Annotated in this window: 17 protein-coding genes; 6 read left to right on the forward strand and 11 right to left on the reverse strand. The window is 54.3% G+C overall.

The window, feature by feature from the left end:
• Together D3A97_RS21840 and D3A97_RS21845 are read left to right on the forward strand one after the other, a co-directional pair.
• A complete protein-coding gene (locus D3A97_RS21840; protein ID WP_119080661.1) occupies positions 1–5139 on the forward strand; it encodes an Ig-like domain-containing protein in 5139 nt (1712 codons plus the stop codon).
• A 20-nt stretch (positions 5140–5159) separates the two neighbouring features.
• Entirely contained in the window at positions 5160–6089 is a 930-nt protein-coding gene (locus D3A97_RS21845) for a PorP/SprF family type IX secretion system membrane protein (protein ID WP_119080662.1), read from the forward strand.
• A gap of 104 nt (positions 6090–6193) precedes the next feature.
• Here the strand turns inward: D3A97_RS21845 and D3A97_RS21850 are convergent, their stop codons facing one another.
• Both D3A97_RS21850 and D3A97_RS21855 read right to left on the reverse strand, forming a co-directional pair.
• Positions 6194–7294, reverse strand: a complete 1101-nt coding sequence (locus tag D3A97_RS21850) for a C2 domain-containing protein (RefSeq protein ID WP_119080663.1) — start codon at positions 7292–7294, stop codon at positions 6194–6196.
• Between the two features lie 17 nt (positions 7295–7311).
• Positions 7312–7677, reverse strand: coding sequence for a hypothetical protein (locus D3A97_RS21855; RefSeq protein WP_119080664.1), 366 nt, complete (start codon positions 7675–7677; stop codon positions 7312–7314).
• Between the two features lie 461 nt (positions 7678–8138).
• Between D3A97_RS21855 and D3A97_RS21860 the strand changes: the two genes are divergently transcribed.
• Positions 8139–8639, forward strand: a complete 501-nt coding sequence (locus D3A97_RS21860; RefSeq protein WP_119080665.1) for a hypothetical protein — start codon at positions 8139–8141, stop codon at positions 8637–8639.
• Positions 8640–8653: 14 nt separating this feature from the next.
• Here D3A97_RS21860 and D3A97_RS21865 read toward each other — a convergent pair whose 3' ends face one another.
• Positions 8654–11206 carry a hypothetical protein gene (locus D3A97_RS21865; protein ID WP_119080666.1) on the reverse strand — a complete coding sequence of 851 codons (2553 nt, stop codon included), beginning with the start codon at positions 11204–11206 and terminating at the stop codon, positions 8654–8656.
• A gap of 49 nt (positions 11207–11255) precedes the next feature.
• Here D3A97_RS21865 and D3A97_RS21870 point away from each other — a divergent pair, with 49 nt between their 5' ends.
• Positions 11256–11825 (forward strand): hypothetical protein, encoded by a 570-nt coding sequence (locus D3A97_RS21870; protein ID WP_157986684.1) that lies wholly within the window; start codon positions 11256–11258, stop codon positions 11823–11825.
• A 19-nt stretch (positions 11826–11844) separates the two neighbouring features.
• Here D3A97_RS21870 and D3A97_RS21875 read toward each other — a convergent pair whose 3' ends face one another.
• A complete protein-coding gene (locus D3A97_RS21875) occupies positions 11845–13386 on the reverse strand; it encodes a glycoside hydrolase family protein (RefSeq protein WP_119080668.1) in 1542 nt (513 codons plus the stop codon).
• Between the two features lie 175 nt (positions 13387–13561).
• Here D3A97_RS21875 and D3A97_RS21880 point away from each other — a divergent pair, with 175 nt between their 5' ends.
• Both D3A97_RS21880 and D3A97_RS24935 read left to right on the forward strand, forming a co-directional pair.
• Positions 13562–15628: a CehA/McbA family metallohydrolase domain-containing protein gene (locus tag D3A97_RS21880; RefSeq protein WP_119080669.1), complete on the forward strand. Its 2067-nt coding sequence runs from the start codon at positions 13562–13564 to the stop codon at positions 15626–15628.
• Positions 15629–15828: 200 nt separating this feature from the next.
• The gene (locus D3A97_RS24935; RefSeq protein ID WP_157986685.1) at positions 15829–15999 is read left to right on the forward strand and encodes a hypothetical protein; all 171 of its coding nucleotides are present in this window, start codon (positions 15829–15831) and stop codon (positions 15997–15999) included.
• A gap of 61 nt (positions 16000–16060) precedes the next feature.
• Here the strand turns inward: D3A97_RS24935 and D3A97_RS21890 are convergent, their stop codons facing one another.
• From D3A97_RS21890 to D3A97_RS21930, 7 genes are all read right to left on the reverse strand, one after another.
• Positions 16061–17008, reverse strand: a complete 948-nt coding sequence (locus D3A97_RS21890) for a HipA domain-containing protein (RefSeq protein ID WP_119080670.1) — start codon at positions 17006–17008, stop codon at positions 16061–16063.
• On the reverse strand, positions 16995–17333 hold the full coding sequence (locus D3A97_RS21895; protein WP_119080671.1) for a HipA N-terminal domain-containing protein: 339 nt from the start codon (positions 17331–17333) through the stop codon (positions 16995–16997). Before D3A97_RS21895 ends, D3A97_RS21890 begins: the two co-directional genes overlap by 14 nt.
• Positions 17334–17337: 4 nt before the next feature.
• Complete coding sequence (locus tag D3A97_RS21900; protein ID WP_119080672.1) at positions 17338–17907, reverse strand: type II toxin-antitoxin system Y4mF family antitoxin; 570 nt, start codon at positions 17905–17907, stop codon at positions 17338–17340.
• 994 nt (positions 17908–18901) lie between these two features.
• Positions 18902–21361: a glycoside hydrolase family 95 protein gene (locus D3A97_RS21915; RefSeq protein WP_119080675.1), complete on the reverse strand. Its 2460-nt coding sequence runs from the start codon at positions 21359–21361 to the stop codon at positions 18902–18904.
• A gap of 30 nt (positions 21362–21391) precedes the next feature.
• Positions 21392–22108 carry an SGNH/GDSL hydrolase family protein gene (locus D3A97_RS21920; RefSeq protein ID WP_232826044.1) on the reverse strand — a complete coding sequence of 239 codons (717 nt, stop codon included), beginning with the start codon at positions 22106–22108 and terminating at the stop codon, positions 21392–21394.
• 22 nt (positions 22109–22130) lie between these two features.
• On the reverse strand, positions 22131–23588 hold the full coding sequence (locus tag D3A97_RS21925; protein ID WP_119080676.1) for a sulfatase family protein: 1458 nt from the start codon (positions 23586–23588) through the stop codon (positions 22131–22133).
• 32 nt (positions 23589–23620) lie between these two features.
• Positions 23621–25075, reverse strand: a complete 1455-nt coding sequence (locus tag D3A97_RS21930; RefSeq protein ID WP_119080730.1) for a sulfatase family protein — start codon at positions 25073–25075, stop codon at positions 23621–23623.
• Positions 25076–25091: the final 16 nt, after the last annotated feature.

Raw genomic sequence — 25091 nt, forward strand, 5'->3', positions numbered from 1 at the left:
ATGCTGCAAATTTTTACCACGTACATCAGGCTATTATTACTGTTTACATTCGGATGCCTGCTGGGCGGCACCGCCCGCGCGCAATACACGCAAACGATCATGGAAACCGGGGGATACTACTCAGCGGTGGCCTGCGACAACAATGATAATGTTTACGTGGTACGCTACAACGGCACCACTTGTGAAATAGCCAAATACACCAACGGCACAGGCACGCCCACCGTCATTTACGACCAGTTGGCCAACGGGCCGGGCAGGCTGCCCTGGGGCATTGCCGTTAATGACGCCGGCGTGGTGTTTGTGACCAACCCCAACCCGTCCAACAATTGGGAGATCATCAAACTGACCCCTGGAGCAGGTGGCACTTACACGCCCCAGATGATACAAAGCGGCGCCTGGTTCTCAGCACTCGGCATGCGGTCTGACAATACCCTGATGGCCATTGAATATGTTTTTGCACCAGACAGGCACCGCTTGAGGGCCTGGCCTCAAGGTCAGGAAGACCAGCTTGGCACCTGGCTAACACTTCCCATCACCGTCCACCCCGGCGCCACCACAACCTGGCCCTGGGGGGTGATAGCGGATGCGGCAAATAACTACTATGTACTGGACCTTCATGAGAACAATAACGGCCAGATCATACGCATGAACGCAGCTAGCGGCTATACCACCTCTACTGTTGTGGCCTCCGGCGAGTTTTTCAGCGCAATCGCCATTGATGGTGACGGCAACTTTTATACAACGGAATATAATGGCACTGACTACCGGGTAGTGAAGCGCGCGAATATAACACAACCGACAGGCGATGTGCTGCTGAGCGGCATGAGTATAGACGGGCTGGCAGTGCCCTGGGGCCTGGCCGTTAACAGCAAGGGAGAGGTATTTGTTGGCGACGGCAGTTCCTCCACCGGCGGCCGCCTGGTAAAGCTCAGCCCGCCGGGCATTGCCGTAACCGGTTCTACAAGAGCAGGTACTAACCCTTCCAACGCCGCTACCGTGCATTTCACGGTTACCTTCAGCGGGGCAGCCACCAATGTGACCTCTTCGGCGTTTTCCTTATTTACTGCCGGCGGCATTACAGCCGCCAGCATAGCCAGCGTTACCGGGATCGGTAATACCTATGCCGTTACCGTCAATACCGGCAGCGGAGACGGCACACTGCGCCTTGATGTAACCGGTAACGGGATGAGCAATATCGTAACGAATGTTCCGTATGCCCTCGGTGAAACGTACACGATAGATAAAACGGCCCCTACCGGCACCTTATCTGTTAACAGCGGCGCAGCCGCTACCAATGACCCTGATGTTACGCTCGCCATTACCGCGGATGGCACAGCTCCCAACTATACCACCAGCTTTTCAAATGACAACGTTACCTGGAGCGCTTATGCACCGCTGGCCGCCAGCACCCCGTGGACGCTCTCTGCCGGAGACGGGACAAAAACGGTGTATATGCGGCTGAAGGATGCGGCCGGAAATGTGACGCCCTTGCAAGATCAAATACTGTTAGACGAAACAGTACCTGCTACCACCATCACATCAGCCCCTCCCGCCATCACCAATAGTACCACGGCTACTTTCGTCTTCACATCCAGCGAGCCGCCCGGCACGTTTGAGGCCCAACTGGACGGCAGCGCCTTTACGCCGGCCACCAGCCCCCTTACCTTTACGGGCCTGGCCGAAGGCGCACATACGTTCTCCGCAAGGGCCATAGACGCCGCCGGCAATATAGACGCAACACCCGCCATCCATAACTGGACAATAGATCTTACCGCGCCCGCTGTTGCCAATGTAAGCGTACCTGCCAACGGGTACTACAAGAGTGGCAATGCGCTCAGTTTTACAGTACAGTACAACGAAAATGTGACCGTAACCGGCACGCCCTACCTTGATCTGATACTTGGCAGCGCTACCGTACAGGCCGCTTACGTAAGCGGCTCCGGCACCAACGCGCACATATTCTCCTACACCGTGCAGAACGGTGATATGGACATGAACGGCATTACACTGGGAACTAATATAGTACTGAACGGCGGTACTATGAAAGACGGGGCGGGGAACGATCTTCAACCTGCATTGCAGAATGTATCTCCCACCAACAATGTGTTCGTGAACACAGCGTCTCCCACCGTCACCTTATCTACCGCCGCCGCTGCCGTGAACCAGCAGTTCACCATCACCGTTACTTTCAGTGAAGCGGTTACCGGCCTTACGGCGGGAGACTTCACCTCTATCAATACTACCCTCAGCAACCTGCAAACCACGGACAATATCACCTATACGGCGCTGGCAATACCTGCAGTGCCCGGAATGCTCTCCTTCAGCGTATCGGCCAACGCGGCGCAAAATATCGGCGGCAACGGCAACCAGGCCTCCAATACGCTCACCGTTATGTATGACGATACGGCCCCCGCTGTAAGCTCGGTCAATGTACCGGCCAATGGCACTTACGCCGCCGGGGACGCACTGACCTTCACCGTCAATTACAATGAGGGCGTATCGGTAACCGGCACTCCTTCCCTGCCGGTAACCATTGGCGCCGCCACCGTGCAGGCCCTCTATACCGGCGGCTCGGGCACTGCCGCCCTGGCTTTCTCCTACACCGTGCAGAACGGTGAAACGGACGCAGACGGCATCACTGCTGGCACGCAGCTGCAGCTGAACGGCGGCACCCTGCGCGATGAGGCCGGGAACAACGCCGCTACTGCGCTCACGGGCATACAGCCCACCACGGGCGTATTCGTAGATGCCGTAACGCCGGTAGTCAACGCGGTGAACGTTCCTGCCAACGGCTACTACAAGGTAAATGACGTACTGGTATTTAAGGTCATATTCAGTGAAACTGTGCAGATAACAGGATTTCCCCACCTCTCCGTCACCATTGGCTCCACTACCCGGCAGCTTACGCGCACCGGCGGCAGCATGAACAGCGAGTTCACGTTCGGCTATACCGTGCAGAACGGGGACCTGGACATGGATGGCATTACCATTGGCAGCAACCTGGAGCTGAACGGCGGCACCATACAAGATATGGCAGGCAACAATGCAGTGCTCACGTTGAACAATGTTGGCAACACCAGCCAGGTTTTCGTGAACACCGTTGCTCCCACCGTGGTGCTTTCCGGCACACCGTCCATCAACGCACCGTTCACGCTTACCGCTACCTTCAGCGAAGCGGTAACAGGCCTGGCGGCGGCAGATTTCACCGTTACCAACGCCACCCTGAGCAACCTGCTAACTTCGGATAACATCACGTACACCGTACTGGTAACGCCTGTGGCGGAGGGAGCGGTCAGCATCAACCTACCGGCCAACGTGGCTGTTAACATTGGCCATAACGGCAACCAGGCATCTAACGTGATCTCCTATACGTATGATGGCACGGCGCCCGCCGTTACTTCCGTAGACGTACCGGCCAATGGCTATTACGGCACGGGGCAACATCTTGACCTCACCGTGCATTTCAGCGAGAACGTTACCGTTAATACCACCGGCGGTACACCGGGCATTGGCATTACCATTGGCGCTGCGGCCGTAACAGCCGCCTATACCGGCGGCACCGGCACCAACGCCCTCACCTTCCGCTACACCGTGCAAAACGGTGACCTGGACATGGACGGCATCACTATCAACAGCCTCCTATTGAACAGCGCTACCATACAAGACGCCGCGGGTAACAACGCCGCGCTGGCATTGAACAATGCCGGCAATACCAGCGGCGTGTTCGTGAACACTCAACGCCCCACCGTTACCCTCACGGCCTCCTCCACCGGCCGCGTGAACACGCCGGTAACCGTAACGCTCACCTTCAGCGAAGCCGTGAGCAGCCTGGCGGCCACAGACATTACTGTTACCAACGGCGCTGCCTCCGGCCTGCAAACAACTGACAACATTACTTACACCGCGGAGATCACCCCTGCGGCAGACGGCGCTGTAAGCGTAACCCTGCCGGCCAATGTTGCGGAAAACATTGCGGGCAACGGCAACGATGCTTCCAACACCGTTTCCTTCACCTACGATGCTACCGCCCCCGTGATCAACGCCGGCCAAAGTTTCACCGTGGACCAGTACAGCCCTGCCGGCACTGAAATAGGCCAGGTAGCAGCCACCGCGGGCACAGATGCCCTGCAGAACTGGGCCGTTGCCACAGACGGCTCCGGCGGCGCCCTGGAGCTTACCGGCACCGGCATGCTGCGGGTAAAAGATGTAAACCTGCTGGGCCCGCTGGGCGGCACCACGGTAACGCTCGGTATTACGGTAAGTGACGGTCTGAACACCAGCGCTCCCGTACCGGTAACCGTACAGGTACGCCTCGTGAACCAGGCGCCCACGCTGGACCCTGTTGCGAACGTGAGCCGCTGCGCAGATACAGAAACACATACCGTGCAGCTCACCGGCGCATCCGCAGCAGAACCGGCGCAAACGTATACCATTACGGCCGTGGCCAGCCAGAACGTGTTTGACCTGCTCACCGTCAACACCGCCAACGTACTGAGCTACCAGCTGAAGGCGGGCACCGCACCAGGCAACGTAACCGTTACCCTTACCATCAAAGATGACGGCGGCACGGCTAACGGCGGTACAGACACCTTGCGCCGCAGCTTCACCATTACGGTAACCAGCCCGCCGGCCATCAGCATTACCAGCGATAAAGGCGCCAGCGTATCCAAAGGGGATGTTGTAAGGCTCACCGCTTCCGGCGGCAGCACCTACCAGTGGGCGGACGCGCCCGGCATTATCAGCGGGCAGCAAAGCGCCGTGCTGGAAATAAGGCCGCAGGCCAACACTACGTATGAAGTGACCGGCGCCAACGCCGCCGGCTGCACCGCCGCCGCCAGCATCAGCATTGCCGTGGTGAACGACTTTAAAGTAGACGCCACCAATATACTGACGCCGAACGGGGACGGGCGGAACGACCGCTGGGTGGTGCGCAACCTGGACAGCTACCCCAACAATGAGGTGAAAATATTTGACCGCTCCGGCCGCCTGGTGTACCAGCGCAGGAACTACAGCAACGAGTGGGACGGTACCGTAAACGGCAGCCCGCTGGCGGAAGGCACCTACTACTACATCCTGACCATTAACGGCGGAGAAGCCTCGGCAAAGGGTTATATCACCATTGTAAGGGACAGTCAATAATCCATTAAACGTTCAGCAAAATGAAAAACTTGATCACAACACCGATATATATACGCTTCTTCTGCATGCTGCTGTTTTCAGCGGCATGCGTTAACCAGGCCGTGGCGCAAAGCCTTGGAGAGGCGCCGGCGCTGCTGCAGCCTTCAGGCACGCAATGGTACCAGAACCAGTACCTCGCCAACCCCGCCATGGCCGGCATAGACACCGGCATGCATGTGAACGCGGCTTACCGCCGCCAATGGAGCGGCATGGAAGGCGCGCCAAAAACCGCTTTTTTCACGGCAGACGGTGCAATGACCAACCGGGTTGGCGCAGGCGTTAACGTGTTCAATGACCAGGCAGGCCTGATCAACCGCACCCGCATAGGGCTCACCTATGCGTACCACCTGCCACTGGGCGCCCGCGGCCAGCGGTTGCACTTCGGGCTTTCTTTTGTTTTTAACGTACAGCGGCTGAACTACGAGCATGTAGATGGCGACGCAACAGACCCCTCACTGGGGGCCTTTAACCGGCGAGACGATTATTTTGAAGCGGAATATGGTATGGCCTATACAGACGGGCCGTGGACCCTGCAGGCCGCCCTGCCTAACGTACGGGCCCTTTTTACCGGGAAAGACCTGGGCGTGAACGGCGGCAGCGTGTTCTTCACAGCAGCCTCTTACCGGTTTACGTTACCCGGCGCCATCAGCCGCATTGAGCCCAAAGTAAGCTACCGCGGCGTGAAGGGATATGACAATATACTGGACGCGGGCGTACAGATCTGCTTCCTGAACAATGTGGCCAGCGTAATGGGCATGTACCATACCTCTGAAAGCATCACCGCGGGCCTGGGTTTCAACATCCTGAAAACCGTACAGATACAGGCGCTGTACAATGCGCAAACAGGCGGCATCAAGAACTATGTAGACGGCGCTTTTGAAGTAGGCGCCACCGTTCACCTGTTCCGTTAGGGACTAAATATCAGGGGCCGGCCCCTGCTTGGCATGAGGCGCTGTTCCAAACGTCTTCATACCTGCGCAGGGGCCGGCCTTGTTATACAAAAAAGTATCTGTTGCTACTCCGTTTTGTGCGGAACGTTCTGGGCAATCAGCTTCACGTTGATGGTATACTCCACCTTGTCCAGCCCGGAAGAATAATCTTTCGTGCTTTTAAAGGTGATGCTTTTGTTCAGCGCCAGCTGGGAAAGGCTGATGCTGAAGGTGCCCACCACATCATCATCACTGGTGCCATCTTCGTCATACACCGTTACCGCCACGCTGGAATTGAACCATACCGAGCGGCCGCAGTTCCAGGTATCTCCTTCTTTCATGGAAAAATAATCGTACGTAGGGTAAGGGTATGCTGTATCCCCGTCTGCCTGGAAAATAAAATAGACCTCGTTCTCATCTCCCGCGCCGTCATTTGACGGATGCACGCATTTTAAACTTTCAATGATCAGGAAGTTGCTCTTCCTGGGCTGCACAACAGGTTTAATATAAGGGTCTACGCCCTGGTCTCCCAAAATGAACGTATAGGTCTCCACCAACGCTATACCGTCTTCCACGCCTACGCCCACTGTTAAGGTAACGCCCCGCAGGCCGGAAAGGTTGAAATAAAGGGCGCCGCTGAACTCTATGTCAGCGCCCAGGTCCAGCTCAATGCCATTTGCGTTCCCGCCGAGGTTGGCCGGCGCCTGGTTCCACAGCCCGAACTGCACGCCTGCCAGCACCCCGGCCTGCACGCCTGCCTCCAATGACACGGACAAAAATTCGCAAGACTGCACGCCCGCGGAATTACCTATGCCCACCGCAACGCCCAGCGTAGCGGTAAACCCGATGATCAGCTCCGCCTCCACGGTCAGGCCTATTGAAAAACTGCTGTCCGGGAGGTCTAAAGACCTGATCCATTTGATCAGTTTGCTGAATACCGGCTTGTCTGGCAACCCGGCTACATATGCCTGCAGTTCCGGCAGCTCCATATTTTCTACCGCCGCCAGTTCCTTTTTACCTTCCGGCGAGCTGCTATAGGTGGCCCAGGCTTTTTCCGCTTCTATCAACACCTTCTTTTCATTCTCGGTCAATACGGGGTTGGCGGGGCGTTCTGCCGGCGCAGGGGCGGCGATGGACTGGTAAGCACCCACATAATTGGCCAGTTGTATTTTCAGTGTATCGTTCATGATGGTATTTTTTGATGTTAGTCAATGTAAGTATACGAGATGGTGTAATCCGCCCCGTTCAGGTTAGAGAGGCGCTTGGAGCCGGAGCCGATACCCGGCTGAAAATCGTTGCTTTGGAGGTAGGTGGCGAGGTTGGGGTCATAATTCAGGTCATGGTCCCAGAGTGTGACCAGCACCTCGTATTCAAAGTTAAGCACAAGGTTGTCCGGCTTCCAGGTGTCTCCTTTTTTCATGTTCTCGCTTGCATTGACGCCGCCGGGTACGCGGATAGGCAAACCGCCGTCTGCCTGGCACACCAGGTATACTTCATCTCCCGATGTGATGCCTGACTCTGAGGTAGCGTTGCAGTAAATGGAAGTGACTTGAATGGAATGTTTACTCATGGTTAAAATTATTAGTTAACAAAATGATTGACCAAACATAGGTTGCCCTACGCGGCGGCGGTATGCCACGGCAACGGTCATTGATGCATACGCGCTATCGCCGGCAGATCAGTACCGGTAACGCGTAATGGGCCTCCCTTTCGGGGGGAACGCGGATACAGTGCCCCTGGCGGATTACAGGGACCTTCTTTTTCGGATGCGTGTTGAATGATGAAAACCGGGTGCTGCTGTTGAAGGAATGAAGAATAGGGCTCATTTGTCTCACAACAAAGCGATGGGCGCTTCTATAGGCAGCGATATAAAATCTAACGGTACGAATATACGAAAGTATTTTCATGCCGTGTTAAAAAAATGATGCACAAGGCGATATGGCCCGCCCTGCAATACATAATGATCATTTAACAATTCACTGCGGCAAAAATCCATACTTTTACAATACCCGCATCTGAAAATGCCGCCTCATGAAAAATAAACACCTGTTCCCATTATGCCTGTTTGCCGCCCTCCTCTTCTCCTGCAAGAAAAAAGACGGGCCGGTGGTGATCGATACTGATTTCACCCTCAAAGTATCAGACACGCAAGGGCGGGACCTGCTGGACCCGCAGACCGGCGCATACCATGCTGAAGACATTCAGCTGTTCTATATCGTGAACGGCGAAAAGGTACCGGTGTACTCCTCTTCCCGTGACCTTCCAAAGAATTTTGAGTTAAAAGAGAACGCGCCCAGGAACGAGCACCTGCTCCGTATATTTCCCAATACGGTAAAAGAAGCCCGCCCGCAAACCCTCATTCAGTGGAACAGCGCTGAAACAGACACTATTACCTGCGAGTTTCAGCGGCCGGGCGCCTCCCTGTTCCTGAGCAGGATCTGGCTGAACGGGGTATTGCAATGGGAGCTGTCTGCCGCGGGTACGCCCAATGACCTTGTACGCGGCGAACGTTTTTTCGAGATCATCAAATAACACCCCGCTCCTCCTTAACGCGCTATCAATTCCCTGCCTGCCATCTGGCGGCCCGCAGCAGGTTTCAGCCTGCGGAACGGCTCCAAAGAGGGCGTGTTGACATGCGCTACCTTGTTCACTGTTTCCAGCAAGGCCGTCAGGCCCGTGTTGGGATGGTCATACAACGAAGCGTTCATCCTCATTCTGCGGATAACGGCGTTAGACAGCCACCTGGCCAACGGAAAATTCAGCACGGTATCTTTCCTGTCATCATCCGAATAGCTCCGCAGGTCCCTCAATATTTCCTTTTCCAGCCGCATGCTGTCCGGGTCTGCGTAGGCGGAGGTGTTCTCATCCACCACCAGGCGGTTGTTAAGCCCTACTTCAATGTAGCTCACCAGCGGGTCTCTCCGGTCAACAAAGCGGGCGCGTTCTTCAAAGTAAGAAGCGCTGCCCTGGAAAGGCTGGGCGGAGAGCGCTTTCAGCGGCAGCACCAGCGGTACTTCGGAGGAGAGGGATTTGTAGAGGTGCTTTTCTCCTGAACCGTTTTTCAGGTAAACGATGTAGATCCTGTAGGCGCCGTGCACGCTGTCTTTGCCCAGCATGTCCTTCAGCTTCTGGTAAACGTCCAGCGTGGTTTTCAGGCCGGTGTTCTCGTGATAGCCGCCGTCCACAAAACTGCCCAGGCTGTCTATATAGGCCGGGGCGCTGAATATCGGGAACAGTTCACTGGTATTGCAGGCCTGGCCGAGGGAGATGTTCTTTTTGTAGGTACCGCAAAGCATTTTGCCGTCACAATCGCACACGGCATCTTCATAGAGGTAACCGGTGATGTCTACGGCATCGTTAAAATAATCGTTACCGAGCTGCACGGGAGAGAAGATGCCGCGACGGCCGTCGTTACTGCGGCAGGTGTTGAGGAAGGCCAGCGGCCTGTCTTTCCGCAGCGCCAGCTTGCCGTTCTCTTTGGTATAAAAGAAGCTCATAAAATCCCGCCGGAGCGTTTGCTGCGCCAGTGGAATGTTTTCGTGGTTATTGACCGGCCTGCCTTCCATAATGGCCAGGCAGGCGCGCTGGGTGTGATAGGCCTCTTCTTCCTGCAGGGCGGTATTCCTGTCCCGCCGGCTATAGGTGAAGGGGTTCAGCAGTTTCCACAGGTCTGTGAGCAGCACGCCGCTGATAGAGCTGCCTACAAAGTTGTTGTTATACACCCTGGCCGGCAGTTCCAGCCATTTGGGGTCTACACTGTCTCCCGGCTGCGGCTGCTCCCAGAAGGCATACGTGGTGCTTACGCCTACGGAGCTGCCGGACACGGTAGAAATGGAGAAGATATGCTTGCGGAAATTGCCCCGGGTATAATAGTCAAAGTTGATCAGGTTCTCGCTGAACCACATGCCCGCGCGGGAGCCGCCGCCCTCGCCCGCTACCAGCACAATGGGGTATGGCTGGCCAGATGTATTGGCCTCTATTTCCTGCTTCAGCTGCCGGAAGCGGTCTTCAAAACGAAGCCGGTCCGCCCCCGTGAGTATGGAGGTGTCTTCAATAGCATCCATGGCATAGTGCCGCAGGTTGAGGTTTACGGAGCGGCTGATGGCTATGACAATGACCAGCAGCACCACCAGGCAGGTGGCAATGAATTTCCGCTGGCTGCTCACGTTCACGAAATACACTACCAGGTCAATAATAAAAATATAGAGCGAAAAGAGGTACAGCAGCGTGGATTCGGGCGCCAGGTCAAACCGGCCGGAGGCATTGAACAGCATGATAACGGCTACCACGTGCGCCACCAGTATAACGGTATACACCGTGCTGTTGATCCAGTAGCGGCGGTAGGGCCTGATCACATCGTTCTCCGTTTTCATGTTCTCTTCAATAAGCCGCCCGTCTACATACCGGTAAATGTTGTGCATGAGAAAAGCAAGGAGGTAGAAGATGATCACCAGCATTACCTTGGCCTCATTGTACTGGCGCTTGTAGATCACCGCAAACCAGGATACGGCCGCCAGCAGCAGCACGGCCACCGCCATGGTATACCACTTCCCCGCCGCCGGCTTTACCCGTTCATTGTACAGGAACAGCATGCCCAGCTGCAGCAGGGAGAGGCCTGTGAACAGCAGCCACATATACTTCCCGTTGAACAGCACATAGGCCAGCAGCCAGAAGGGGATCAGCGGCAGGATGCGGTGTACGAAAAACAAATGCCGTTTGAAAATGGATACATAGAACCGGTGGCCTTTGTTTACCCTGTCTCGCTGCTCCAGCAAAAAGGCGGGAATGATCCACATGGAGACGGAGAAGCTGATGGCGCTGAGCACGGTGAAACCGATACGGTCCAGGCCATAGATACTGTCAGGCTCAAAGAGGCTCACCACCAGGTCCCGCCCCTGCCCCATTTTGGTAACAATGAACCAGAAGGCCAGCAGGAAAAGCAGCTCAATGCCCGCGTCTTCCAGGATGAGGCCTACCAGCTTGATGCCCGTCTGGAACCAGCGCAATACACGGGAAAACCAGGAACCGTTGCCGAAAGCCGTAGTACGGCCCAACAGCCTCCAATAGGAGCGCAACCCGTTGTTGTCATATGTTTTCATATTATTTGGGATTAAATAGAAAAAGATACCTTTGGATAAATTCCTTGCCATGAAACCGCCCCTCCTTTCCCCCAAACTGATCATTTTCACTGTTCTTTTTATTGTGTGGGTATTGCTTTTCGAGTGGATCAAACCGTACGGTTATTTTCATGCCGGCGATACCGTTACCCACATTATTGACTCCCACCTGCAGCCTGACAGCAGCATCCATTCCCTGGCGGAATACGGCGGCCGCTTTTTTGACCATGGGTATGTACAGGCAGCCGCACCACGTTACGATCCGGGAAAATATCTCCGGAGCTTTTACATAGTGGACTTTTTCTTCCCGTTCATTTACCTGAATTTTTTCCTCGCTTTGGCTGGATACTGGAAAGGGACCGCTTTTTACAGGGTGTACCGTGCCGCCATGATCTTTTGCGCACTGTTTGACCTGCTGGAAAACACGAGCTTTGCTTATTACCTGTTCCACCAGGACGGGGGCATGCATCAACTGGTGGCCATTTTCACTACCCTGAAGTCTGTACTGTTCGGCTTTGGTTTTGTGCTGGCTGTTGGGGCTTTTGGGGCCGCTTGTATTCACTGGTCCAGGAACGGCCGGCGCTCTGCTGTGAAAAGTTAGGGAAAATCAGGGGATTTTCCTAATGCCCGTGGTACAGGTAGATGGCCCCGTACGTCCAGTTAGGCCCTTTCAGGCCGGGATAGTTGAACCGGTCCATCATCAATGCCACAAACGGGAAAGGGTATCCTTCCGGCATTTGCACCACGTTGGGCCATACCCTTGTATTGGCGGTATCGTCCCAGGGCGGCAGGTCCATTTTTAAAGTGCCCGCTTCTTTCAGGCCGGGATAAGTGTAGATGAAGATCTGCCGTTCGGAGCTGCCGGAGAAACAATAATACCGGCCGTTGATCTTTTGTATGGAGGTGCCGGTGGAATTATGCGTGACCGGCCCGGCTATTTGCCGGTAATCTTTGTTCCAGTGGTCTGATTCCAGGATAACGGCCTTGTACCCGCCGTTCTGGTTCACACAGGTCAGCATGCGCCATTTCCGGGCGTCTTTATCATACACAATATGCGGGTCTTCAATATCTCCTACAATGCCGAAGGGCGCCGCGTGCATCACCGAAAAACCAAAGCGGGGGTCTCTTTTGCTTTCTACGGCCAGCAGCTGTTTCTTTTCCTTACCGGGGTTGGCGTAAGCGCTGAAGCCGGTGGTAATGCCGCGCCAAATGGCATCCTTCCTGTCGTAAAAAATATGAGAGGCCACTTCATTGCGCAGCAAACCATCGTTCCGGTCAAACAGGATAATACCTTCCAGCTTTACATCAAACACGGTGGGATTCATACTGAACACGCCCTGTAGATGATGCGGCAAAGCCCGTCCGCGGATGGACATGGTATACCACAACCGGCCGTTGTCAAGGTACGGGTCTCCGTTCTCGTAAGTGATGGGCCGGATGTCTGCCAGGCCCATGCCGGTAGTGAGCGCCATTTCTACGCCATTGATGGCAGCCTGCCCGCCGGTGAGGCCCACAAAAAGGCTGGATTGGAAAGTATGGATGCGGTCTTTGGCGCGCAGGTCCATATTTATATCGAAATCTGCCTGGCCTATTACTTTCGGCAATCCGGCGGTGCGGTGATACAACACCAGGCCGCTGCCCAGCATTTGCAGCATGATCTTGCCGGTTATGTTCACTGCCTCCTGCTGCTTTACCATGATGGATTTGCCTGCTGACCGGCTTGTGCTGAACTGTACATCGGTCAGTATATTATTCTTTGCCGCCAATGTGATCAATACCCGTTCCCCGCCACCGGCAAATTCAAAACCGATCTCCCCTTCTCCGGACAAGGCATCCAGGTCTATGGCGTACGTGGCAAAGGGATTAAAGCCCCCGAACCAGATAGCGGTCCCGGACTTTTCCTTTGATGCAACGATCAGCTTGTTTTTATCAATGCTGATGTCTGCCTGGTTTGCCAGGTAGTGTTTGGCGGGATGCATGGCGGAGATGCCGATGATGTTCGCGGGCTGCAGCTTTGCCAGGGGGATGGACTGGTTTTCATCAAAGATCATGCGCTGTACGCCTTGCCTGACGAAGTTTATTTTATCAGGGGTTTGCTGCGCCAGTGCGGCGGGGAGGTTGTAAATAACGAAAAGAACGATTGCCAGTAAATGTTGTTTCATGTGGAATTGCAGTTTTCAGCGTCAGCCCGTTCCGACCAGCTTTGCCTAAAAATAATAACTTCCCGCTGAAGTTTCATGGGCGCTTCACTTTGATATCTAACCCGCTTTTACTATTTTCAGGCATCAACCGGGGTGTCCACGACCCATCTACATTAACACGCATAAAAACCAGCGGATGAAAAAGATCCTGTTACTATTAGTGACCCTCTATTGCCATGCCCTCAGTGCGCAGACACCCGTAAACCTGAGCGGCCTGAAGAAAAACGGCGCCACCGCGCGCGTCAGCAAAAACCTGCTTACCGTTAACTGGCCCGCCGGCGCGGCCGGACAGGGCAGCATGGTGCTGGACCTTGAAGCGGGCGCTCCCCTGTTCCGCAGCATCCGCCTGGGCAACGCCCAAACGGAAGTGGCCAAAGGCATAGACCCGGTATTCATCCTGAGAACAGGCAAACGTACCCTCAGCCCGAAGAGCGGCGGGTGGGACGTGTTTTTTGACAATGTGTACAAACGCCCTTACACCACGGAGCTGGTGGCATTCACCAAGGGCGCCGCCGCCGTGTCTACCACCGGCTCCCGCACCGTGGTAAAAATAGGCCAGGTAAGCACACCCCTTTTCAACGGGCATCTGGAAATTACCCTTTACAACGGCAGCCCGCTGTTCAATGTAGCGGCGGTGCTTTCCACCCGGCAAGACTCTACCGCCATTCTTTACGATGCGGGCTTGACCAGCAACGCCTGGCAGCAAATAGCCTGGTCTGACGTAAAAAGCGCCATGCAATACGCGCCCGTGCGCCTGCAGGAGCAAAGCCGGCCCCTGGAAGTAAAATACAGAACGGTAATAGGTGAGCACAACAATAGCAGCCTGGCCGTATTCCCCGCGCCGCACCAATACTTCTACCCGCTGGATGAGGCCTTTAACCTGAAGTTCACCTGGTACGGCGCCAACTACCTGGACCTGGTGCCCGGCTTTGCCATCGGCATCCGGCAAGACCCCGAGGGAGACCACCGCTACGTGCCCTGGTTCAACGCGCCGCCGGGCACCCTGCAGCGCCTCAATTTCTTCTGCCTCATCAGCACCGGCAAGGCTCCCGCGGCATTGGAGGAAGTAAAAAAATTCACGTACAATGACAGCTACGCGCCCCTGCCCGGTTACAAGACCATGGCCAGCCATTTTCATAACGAGTTCATCACCAAGGTGGCCCTCAGCGGCAACCCCGTACCGGAAAAACCGGAGTTTACAGAAGTGCTGAAAAAGGCAGGGCTGGATATTGTAAAGCTGGCGGAGTTCCATGGCCCCGGCCATCCCAAGGGGCCGGACAGCCTGCGGCTCCGGGAACTGGAGAGTTTGTTCACGCAGACCGAACGCCTGTCAGACACCGGCTTTCTGCTGCTGCCCGGAGAAGAGGCCAACAACTTCTACGGCGGGCACTGGCTGGCGTTTTTCCCGAAGCCGGTGTACTGGGTGATGTCCCGCAAGGAAGGGGAACCTTATGTTTCCCAGCACCCCGTGTACGGCAAGGTATATCACATCGGCAGCAAGGAGGAAATGTTGCAATTGCTGGAACAGGAGCACGGCCTGGCCTGGGTGGCGCACGCCAGAACAAAAGGCTCTACCGGCTACCCGGACAAGTATAAAGATGAGCCCTTCTTCCACTCGCCCACCTACCTGGGCGCAGCGTGGAAAGCCATACCGGCAGACCTCTCCTGGCCTACCCTCAGCAAACGCGTGCTGCACCTGCTGGACGATATGGCCAACTGGGGCCTGAAAAAATACGTGCTGGCGGAGTCAGACATTTTCACCATCACGGAACAAAACGAAATGTACGCGCACCTCAACGTGAACTATCTCAAAATGGACAAGCTGCCGCGTTATGAAGACGGCTGGCAGCCCGTGCTGGACGCCCTCCGCAAAGGGCAGTTCTTTGTATCTACCGGCGAAGTACTGATGCCCGCCTTCACTGTGAACGGCAAGGAAAGCGGGGAAACGCTGCCACTGAACAGCTCCGGCAAAGCCACCGTTAACATGCGCCTGCGGTGGACGTTCCCGATGAACTTTGTGGAAATAGTATCCGGAGACGGCAACCAGGTATACCGCGAACGTATTGACCTCAGCCAAACCAAAGCCTTCGGGGAACAGGCTTTCCGCTGGCCGGTGAACCTGAAGGGCCGCAAGTGGGTGCGCGCGGAAGCGTGGGATGTTGCGGCCAACGGGGCGTTTACGCAAATGGTGTGGCTGGAATAGCTGGTTACCCCTGGTGCTGATGCGGCCAAGGCCGCCCCTTACCGGTTTCACAATATAATTTCAGGTTTCTCAGGAACTGCGCCCATGTTAGCTGAATGCGGCTATACATGGGCGTATTCTTCCCAGCCGTCATAAATGAAAGGGGCAAGCGCGTTCCCTTGATATTTTAAGCGATTTATAGTTTAATAACATGTATTGTAATGGCTAAACCGCCTGCAAATGCATTCTTGGATGCGAGCATCAACGACCTGGTGCAACGGACAATGATTGCCAACCCGGCCACTCAACAAGTGTTGCCCGGCTCACCGCGCCGTTGGCATCTGCCGTATGATGGCCTGCTTTTCTTCATCCGGGAGAGCGAAGAAGGATGAGATGTAGTTGAAGAGGATGTTTTCCAGATGGTGATGTGAAAGCATGTGTGGATAAAGCATGTTAGAATTGCAGCCTTTTAGCCTGGTCACGTATGATACCTTTGTAGGCATCCCTTTCCTTTTTGCTTAAAAAACTTGTATCTATAAACTTCAGCCATTGAGGAACAGACCGTTTCATTTTTTTGTAGATATTATCTATCTGCTTTTCATCCAGCCCGGTATTGGAAAATGCCATGTCAAAATCACGCTTAGTTATTTTCTTTTTCCTGCCGTTCAGGGTAAGCGCCAGATCTTCAAGGTCAGATGGCATCACCAGTTTTGTTGATACCATATCATATGCAGGTGCTAACGCTGCCCCCCTGCCGGGAGTATTGATGAGGGAAAAGTTCTTCAGATGCATATCCGCATTACCAGTCAGAAAACAGAAAAGCACCTGTTCAAAGAAATTCACTGCGTCCAGGCCGGGAGCATCGGAATATTGCTGTATCACTTTTGCTATTTGTTCATAAGAACCGCGGTACTTGTCTTCCGTGAGGCGGCCGGTGAGCTGACACATATCTTCCATATGTATTTTCCTGCCTTCTGTCCTGTCAATTCTTTTAGTGACATAAGCCAGCTTACCCGATTGCATCCGGATGAGGCTGTGCGGCACTGTAACAATTCCGGCAATTTCCGCCAGGTGCATGGTCAGATCTTCCACTTCAGGCAGGCCGGAAAAGATGTCTGTATGTGGTTTAAGGATATAATTTCCCAGTGCGCCAACTATTGTAAAGCGCTTTCTATTGGATGTTTTATCTCTGGTTAGCCGGAGAGACAGTTTGGGCTGTACACCGGTTATCACCTCATGCCGCCGAATGATTTTCCGGCCAAGCTCTTCGAGCTGGGCTTCTGAAAACGGTAATACCGGCGGCGAGGGCGCGCCAAAGATGCGCCGGCTGCAATGAGGATGAAAATCTATCTCATCCTCCCCTAATGGCAGATAACAGTACAGGCATTTACGGTTTTTCATTTGCCGAGTCTTCTATGGGATGAACACTTACCGCACCAATGCAATCTTCACAACAGGCCAGCAGCAGCCCCATTCTGTCCCGTGGGTTAAGTTTGAAGTTTTTCTCCGCAATATCAAGCAGCCATCCTTCCGGTATCAATCCGTCAAAAAATGAGAACATCGTTCTGCTTGAAAACGGATCGGTCCGCAATGGTAAAGTTTTGCTGATAGCTTCGCTATGCGGGCCATGCAGATACTCCTCATCATAAATAAACTCGTACCCGCTTTCCGTTTCCAGCAGCCATCCCGCAATGCGGTTGTGCATGTGTATTTCTGCCTTTCTCATTTGATCATCCTTTTCTGTTGAGTGAAACCGGGCCCAGTGTATAGCCAAACAGACGGAGCACCTGGTTAACCTTGTCAAGACGCAGCGTATCCTTTTCTCCTCCCTCCAGTTCGCGGATGAACCGCAACCCAACCCCGGCTTTGCCGGCTAAGTCTTCCTGGGTGATATTCAATTGCTTTCTTTTTTCTTTTACAAACTGCGCAATAGAAAGCTCAGATAGCGTCAATGATGGAGATAATTCGGAAGATGTCCTGTCTTCTATTGACGCAGGCAGCGCATTTTCCATAACAGCGCGGATGCCGTTCAGCCGGGCTGTTGCAGACCGGTACATATCACTGGTGCCTATTACCGCGCCGTTGCTTGCCTTTAAGGTAAAGTAGTATTTTCCGCCGGAGGCATGCTTTTGATCATAACGCTCCATTCGTGAAGCATTACTCCGCACAGCATTTATACCAGCTAATGCAGCTGCCTTTAAAACATAGTCCTCGCTTGTCAAAATTATTTCACCGTTGCTTGCCGTGAGCGTAAAACGATATTTGCCATTGGGCGACCTCGAAATAATAAACTTACCCATAACTAATTTTATACCCGATCAGGTATAAAATTACGCAAAATGCATTAAATTACACCCTATCGGGTATTATTATTACCAAAAAATCAATTTTTATACCCGATCAGGTATAATATGAGTCAAGAATCAACTAATCATACCCGTTCGGGATTATTCACATACAGGATTAACATCTCATTTGCAGATCCCCCGCAGTCCCAAAAACAGGCCTGATCCAGTCCTGGAAACGGGCCAGCACAGTCCTGAAAAAGGGACCGCCTCCGTCCCGGTACCAGGACGCACAAAAGAGCACTTCCTCAAAACACACCCTTAAAACAACGCACTCCCACCCCCTGAAAAACAGAAAACGGGACTGAAAAAGCCCTCCAAAAGCGGTGAAATGACCATTTTTTTGCGGAAAATCCATTTTTCCACCCCTGCCTCTGCGTCTCTTATGGGGCAAAAGACCATCTTACGGGGGCATATAGGCCGTAAATGCCGTTTACCGGGGGTTAACCGCAATGGCCGGGGTTATGTCCTTATTGCCCGGTAAAAGGGCGCGTATAAAGCGAGATCCGTATTGAAGCCACCGGGCTGTATGGCAAACGTGCCCCTGTTGTAAACTAAAACCCGGACAAGCCCACCAACTGTAAAGTTCTGGCAGGATTAATATCCAACCTGTAAAGCCAAAGCCGTATTAACCTACCTCGCTGTAAAGTTTTTCCAGGATAAGACAAGGCAGGATGCGGGTACGTTACTCCCACCTTACTTCCACCTTACTTCCACCTTACTTCCACCTTACTCCCAGGATGGTGCGTGGGGAGTGCATGTTTTGGGTGTTTTTGAGGTAAGGTACATTGGGGAACAGTCCCTTTTTAGGGAGGTTAGGGTTACGGGCCTGGTTCCGGGACTGTTGGGCTTTGCGGAATGCGGGAAGGCAGCAGATGCATTTGCCGGAATGCCGGGCATGGCCGCCGCCCCATAATGGCATTCGGCATCCAGGCCCGGCCGCCGCTGCTTACAAACCTTCAAAAATATACTGCTCTCCGGGTTTTGTATCAAGGTCGTACACGTAAGTTTCTTTCAGTACCGTTTTTACCAGCTGTGCTTTGCCGGAGATGAGCGGCTCCCTGACCGCGGGCACCGCATAGAACGGGTTAGGGTTCTCCCGCCGCGCCGGTTTGAGCGGCTGTTTTCCGCCCTTCAGGGGGTGATAGGCCCGCAGCCGGCAATTGCCGCCCAGGCTGGAATAGATGGTGAGTTTGTTGAGCTTGCCGTTGCGCCAGGAGGCGTCTATCTTGAAGCCGCCCCTTGCCAGCAGGCCCTTTACGCTGCCGTTTTTCCATTGGTCGGGCAGCGCGGGCAGCAGGAATATAAACCCGTCGTGGCTCTGCACCAGCATTTCCGCCACACCCGCGGTAAAACCGAAATTGCCGTCTATCTGGAAGGGCGGGTGCGCGTCCAGCATATTGGGGTACGTGCCGCCCTGGTGTTTCCCTTCAACGGGTTTTATCTGGTCACCGATGAGCTTCAGCACGTGATTGCCGTCCAGCAGCCGTGCCCAGAGATTTATTTTCCACGCCATAGACCAGCCGGTAGATTCATCTCCCCGGTAGACCAGGGAATTTTTGGCCGCTTCAAACAATGCCGGCGTTCTGAAGGGGGATATCTGATCGCTGGGGTACAGGCCGTACAGGTGAGAAACATGGCGGTGATGGCTGCTGGTATCGTCCCAGTCATTGATCCATTCCTGCAGCTGGCCAAATTGCCCTACCTGCATAGGCGGCAGCCGGTCCCGCATTTGCTGCAGGGTATCCGCAAAGCGGTTGTCTTTTCCCAGTATGCGCGATGCTTTGATGACCGCTGAAAAAAGATCGAACACGATCTGGTTGTCCATAGTTGCCCCGGCCGTAACGGAAGCGCCTTTCTGGTAGGCATTTTCAGGGGAAGTAGAAGGGCTTACCATCAGCCAGCGGCGCTCCGGGTCTTCCTGCAGCTCGTCTACAAAAAAGGTGGCGGCCTCTTTCAGGAGGGGATATATTTTTTGCAGGTACGTTCCATTGCCGGTAAAAAGATAATGCTGCCAAAGCGGCTGGCAGAGCCATGCCCCTCCCGACTGCCACATGGCGGACCCGGCGCCGTCTACCGGGCCGGTGATGCGCCAGAGGTCTGTATTGTGATGCAGCATCCACCCCCTTGCGCCGTATATTTCCCGCGCGCTCTGCCGGCCGGTAACGGCCAGGTCTTCTACCATGCTGGTGAGCGGTGCTATCAGTTCGGAAAGGTTGGCCACTTCCGTTGGCCAGTAGTTCATTTCTGTGTTGATGTTGATCGTATACTTGCTATCCCACGGGGGGCGCACCCGGTCGTTCCATATGCCTTGCAGGGTAGGCGGCTGCCCGCCGGGCTGCGAGCTGGATATCAGCAAATACCGCCCGAACTGGAAGCATAAAGCGGCCAGCTGCGGGTCATTCCCGTTCTTAAAATCGCGTATCCTTTTATCTGTGGGGTCCTTCACGGAGTTTGTCACTCCCAGGTCCAGCCGCACGCGGTCAAAATATTGCCGGTAGGCCGCTATATGATCGTTCAGCAGCCGGTTGTACGGCCTGCCCCAGGCCGCGGCCAGGTATTGGGCGGCTACTTGGGCTTCATTGCCGCTCACGTCTTTATAATTCCTGAAGTTGGTGCCGATGGATATGTAAATAGTGGCCGTATCCGCGCCTTTTATCACAATGCTCGTGTCTGTCCATGTGCTATGCCCGCCAACTGTTTTAACTTTGACCTGCGCGCTGAACTTTACCTTGCCGGCCTGCCCTTCCAGGTCACCTGAAACACCGGAAAGCACCAGTTCTCCGCTTTGGGTGGTATTGACCTGGTGCCGCATGGGGCTGGCCATCCTGAGCTGGCAGGTAATCTGGCCCGCCTTTTCCGCGGTCAGGCGCATCACGATCACCTGGTCAGGGAAAGAAGAAAATATCTCCCTTTTGAAGCCCACCTTCCCCACCTTGTATTGCACGGACGCCACTGCTTTGGAAATATCCAGCGTTCTGGTGTAATCCTGGAAATTTTCGTGGCCGGGAAAGCTGACCAGCAGGTTGCCTACGGGCTGGTAAGCCATGCCGTTGTTGGGCTTGCCACTCATCATTTCATTGGTCAGCTGCTGCGCCTCCAGGTATTTCTTTTCAAAGATCAGCTGCCGGATGACCGGAACGTTCTTTCCCATACCAGGCTTGATGTTATTGTTGGGGCCGCCTGACCATACCGTTTCTTCGTTCAGCTGTATGTTGGCTTCCGCGGGATGGCCGAAGATCATGCCCCCCAGCCGCCCGTTCCCGATGGGGAGCGCCTCATTCCAGTTGTCCGCGGGCTGGCGGTACCAAAGCGTATGTTCATTGTACGCTTTGGCCGTTCTCTGTTGCGGGTAACCGCTGAAAGGCAAAAGGAATAGCGCCGCAAAAAAGCCTGTACCTAATTTCATCAGTAAACAATTGTATTACGTGAGCATGTATCATTCAAACCATTTCATGACCTCTCCGGCAATCACCGTATGCCCTTTTGCATTGGGGTGATTGTATTGAGACATGTAACCGCGCAGGTTTTCACCGGCCCTGGCGAGCTTTACAAATGCCGCATAGCTGTTGGCCAGCCCTATGTGGTATTTTTTTGCCAGCTCCGCCAGTTGGGCAGCATGCTGCTCCAGTATATTACCGGGTTGGGTAATGTCTACTTTCAAGTCTGGGGAGGGCGTGATCAGTATGACCTTGATGTGTTTCTTCAACGCCAGCCTTATCATTTTCTCCGTGGCTACCCTGGCCTTTTCCAGACCTATGCGCCGGTCGTTCAGCCCATAGTCGATGAACAGCACATCGGGCCGGTGCGGCAGCACATCTTTTTTAAAACGCTTTTCTCCCTGCGCTGAATTTTCCCCGCCAATAGATGTGGTGATGCTATTGACAACAGCATAGGGGTATTGCTTTTGCAACCGGCGGAAAACCAGGAAGGGATAGGCCTCCGGCCTGTTTACGTGAGGGGTGTTGAAGTACCCTGCCGGAACGGAGTGCCCGTGAAACACCAGGTTGACCGTGCGGTTGCCGGGCCATTGTTTGTTCAGCTCCGCTTTTATTTCAGCCAGGTAAGTGTCTGGACTGGCCTGCGCCTTTGCGCGCCCACCTGTTAAAAAAAGGAAGAGCAGCAAGCTCATGGCGGTGGAAAATATACTTTTCATATAAGTGCTTTAAACAGTTCTATCAGGGGCGTACATTGATAATTTCCTTCCACGTCATTTTTCCCGGGTACCCCCACCCCGCTTTGTCCAGGTCACAAAAATCATTCAGCTCTTTCATGGACGCGGACAAGAGCGCCCGCAAAGCGCTGACCTTGTGCCGGTACAATGGCTCGTCTGCCAGGTTATGCAATTCCCACGGGTCTTTGACCAGGTCAAAAAGCTGTACGGGGTACTGCCCGTTCACATTGTAACAGGCCAGTTTGAAACTGTCTTTCACAACGGCCCGCTGCAGGTTGGCATAGGCGAAGAACAGGTGGTCACGCCCGCTGAAATCTCCCCCGCCAAACGCTGCTTTCAGTGACGAGCCTTCTACACCGGGCGGTACGGGAATGCCTGCCATATCACACAAAGTGGGATAAATATCGTTCAGGTATACGTAGGCGTTCACCCGTTTGTTGGCCGGTATGCCCGGGCCGGAAAATACCAGCGGTACGCGCATGGCGGACTCATACGGGTTCTGCTTTGTGAGCAGCCCGTGCTGCCCTACGGCCAAACCATTATCGCTCGTAAAAACGATCAGTGTGTTTTTGTCTTTACCGGTCTGTTTGAGCTGTTCCAATATCCTGCTGATCTGGTGATCTACCTCGCTGATCATGGCATAATATTTTGCGATCTCTTCCTTCACCGCTTCTTTTGTTCTCGGAAAGGGCAACAGCATTTCTCCCCTTATATGCAGCTCCCCGTTGTCAAAGGGATGCATGGGCAAATAATTGGGCGGCAGGGAGATCTCGCCTGCCTGGTAACTGCGGCCATACCCGGTGGGCGGCGTGCGGGGATCGTGCGGGGAGGTGAAAGCCACGTACATCAGGAAAGGCCGGGTGGCATGCTGCAGGCTTTTGAGAAAATCAACCGCCGCGTCCGCAAAATAAACAGAAGAAAAATGATCCCCCCAGAACGGGTGGTCATATTGGCCGCTGCTGTCGTAATGATGGAGGCGCGGGCGGTAATGGCCACCTGTATTGGGCGAATGCATGCCGCCGAAAAAGATGTTATCGCCGGTAGAAAAAGACCGGGCAAAGGACGCTACGTTCTGGTGCCACTTGCCGGTGCCGAAAGTAACATAGCCGTTGGCGCGGAACAGTTCCGGGAACGTAACGTCAGCCGGGGGAATGAGCCCGCCGGCCTTGTGCAGGCGGAACAGCGTTCTGCCGGTGAGCACCATGTTCCTGCTGGGGCAGCAGATAGCTCCCATCAGCCCGCCCATGATGTGCGCCTGGGTGAAGGCAGTGCCTTCCCTTACCAGCTTGTCTATAGCAGGGGTAAAGATCTCCCTGTTCCCCAGGGCACGAATGGTATTGAAGGTCTGGTCATCGGTTAGCAGGAACAGGATGTTCGGCCTGTCATGCGCGCCAGCCCCCGCTTTTAATACGGTCGCATTTACCAGAACGGATAACACGGTAATAAAGACCATTTTTGCCATAGCGGTCCTTTTGAATGCCTGTGATTATTTTTTTACAATGTTCCGGGAGACCGCCTGTTACGGCCTGGCCGGTTGGTAAGATCGTCTCCCAGGTCTTCCCGTGCCTGCTCTGCCAACTGCTGCAGTTGCTGTACGATGTTGGGGTGCTTGTCTTTTACATCATACCGCTCTCCCGGGTCCCGCCGCAGATCGTACAATGCCAGGCCGGTAGAGTCCGGGCGGCTTTTTCCAGGCCATCCGTCCACCCCCGGCACCCCGTCTACGAAAGACCCATAGCGGTGCGGGAATACCAGCTTCCATTCTCCTTGCCTCACGGCCTCCAGGCTGTTCTTCTGGTAATAATAGTACATGTGGTCACGCGGGTTGGCGTGCTGATCTCCTTTCAGCAAAGGCAAAATGTTTACGCCGTCAATTTTCCGGGCAGGCAGCGGGGCGCCGGCAATGGCGGCGGCCGTAGGCAGCAGGTCTATATTGGCGGCCAGCTTGTTGCAGATGGTACCGGCGGGGATCACGCCCGGCCAGCGCATAATGGCGGGTTCTTTCACGCCGCCGTCCCAGGTGGTGCTTTTACCTTCTCTCAAACCGCCGGCAGAACCGCCATGGTTACCGAACAGCAGCCACGGCCCGTTGTCCGCGGTAAAAATGAGCAGGGTATTGTTCTCTTGCCCGGTCTCTTTCAATGCTTTCATCAGCTCTCCCATAGACCAGTCTATTTCCATCATCACATCACCGAACAACCCTTGTTTGCTTTTTCCCCTGAACTTGTCAGATACCGCCAGCGGCACATGCACCATATTATGCGCCAGGTACAGGAAGAACGGCTGGCCCTTATGCTCTTTGATGAACCTGGTGGCCTTTTGCGTGTACCAGGTGGTCAGCATGGACTGTTCTTCCTGAGTAGTGATATGCCGCAGGGTCTTGTTACCATCTATCAGGGCCAGCGGGGGGATGCGCCCTCTCCACTTGGTGGTATCAGTTACCATTGTCCAGTCATAGTCTACCGGCCACATATCATTGGAATAGGGCAGCCCGAAAAAATAATCAAAGCCGTGCTGCAGGGGCAGGAACTTTTCCGAGTCTCCCAGGTGCCACTTGCCGATGATGCCGGTAAAATACCCGCTCTTCTTCAGCGTGGAGGCAATGGTCTCTTCCTGGTCACTCAGCCCGATCTTGGAACGGGGCACCAAAGCACCGTGAATACCGATGCGGTTGGGGTAACAGCCCGTTAATAAAGCGGCACGGGAAGCGCTGCACACCGGTTGTGCCGAATAAAAATTCGTAAAGCGCATTCCCTGTACTGCCAGCTTGTCTATATTTGGGGTCATATAATCAATGCCGCCGTAGGCCGCCACGTCCCCATAGCCCATATCGTCCATATACACGATGATGATGTTGGGCTTTGCCGTTTTTTGCTGGGCATGGCCATTGGCAACCGTCCCGGCAAGGGCCAGTACGGTTAATTTGCTGAACTGGAATAATTTTTTCATAACTGTTTTTTTGATC

This window comes from Chitinophaga alhagiae (assembly GCF_003568665.1).
In the GTDB taxonomy this organism is placed as follows: domain Bacteria; phylum Bacteroidota; class Bacteroidia; order Chitinophagales; family Chitinophagaceae; genus Chitinophaga; species Chitinophaga alhagiae.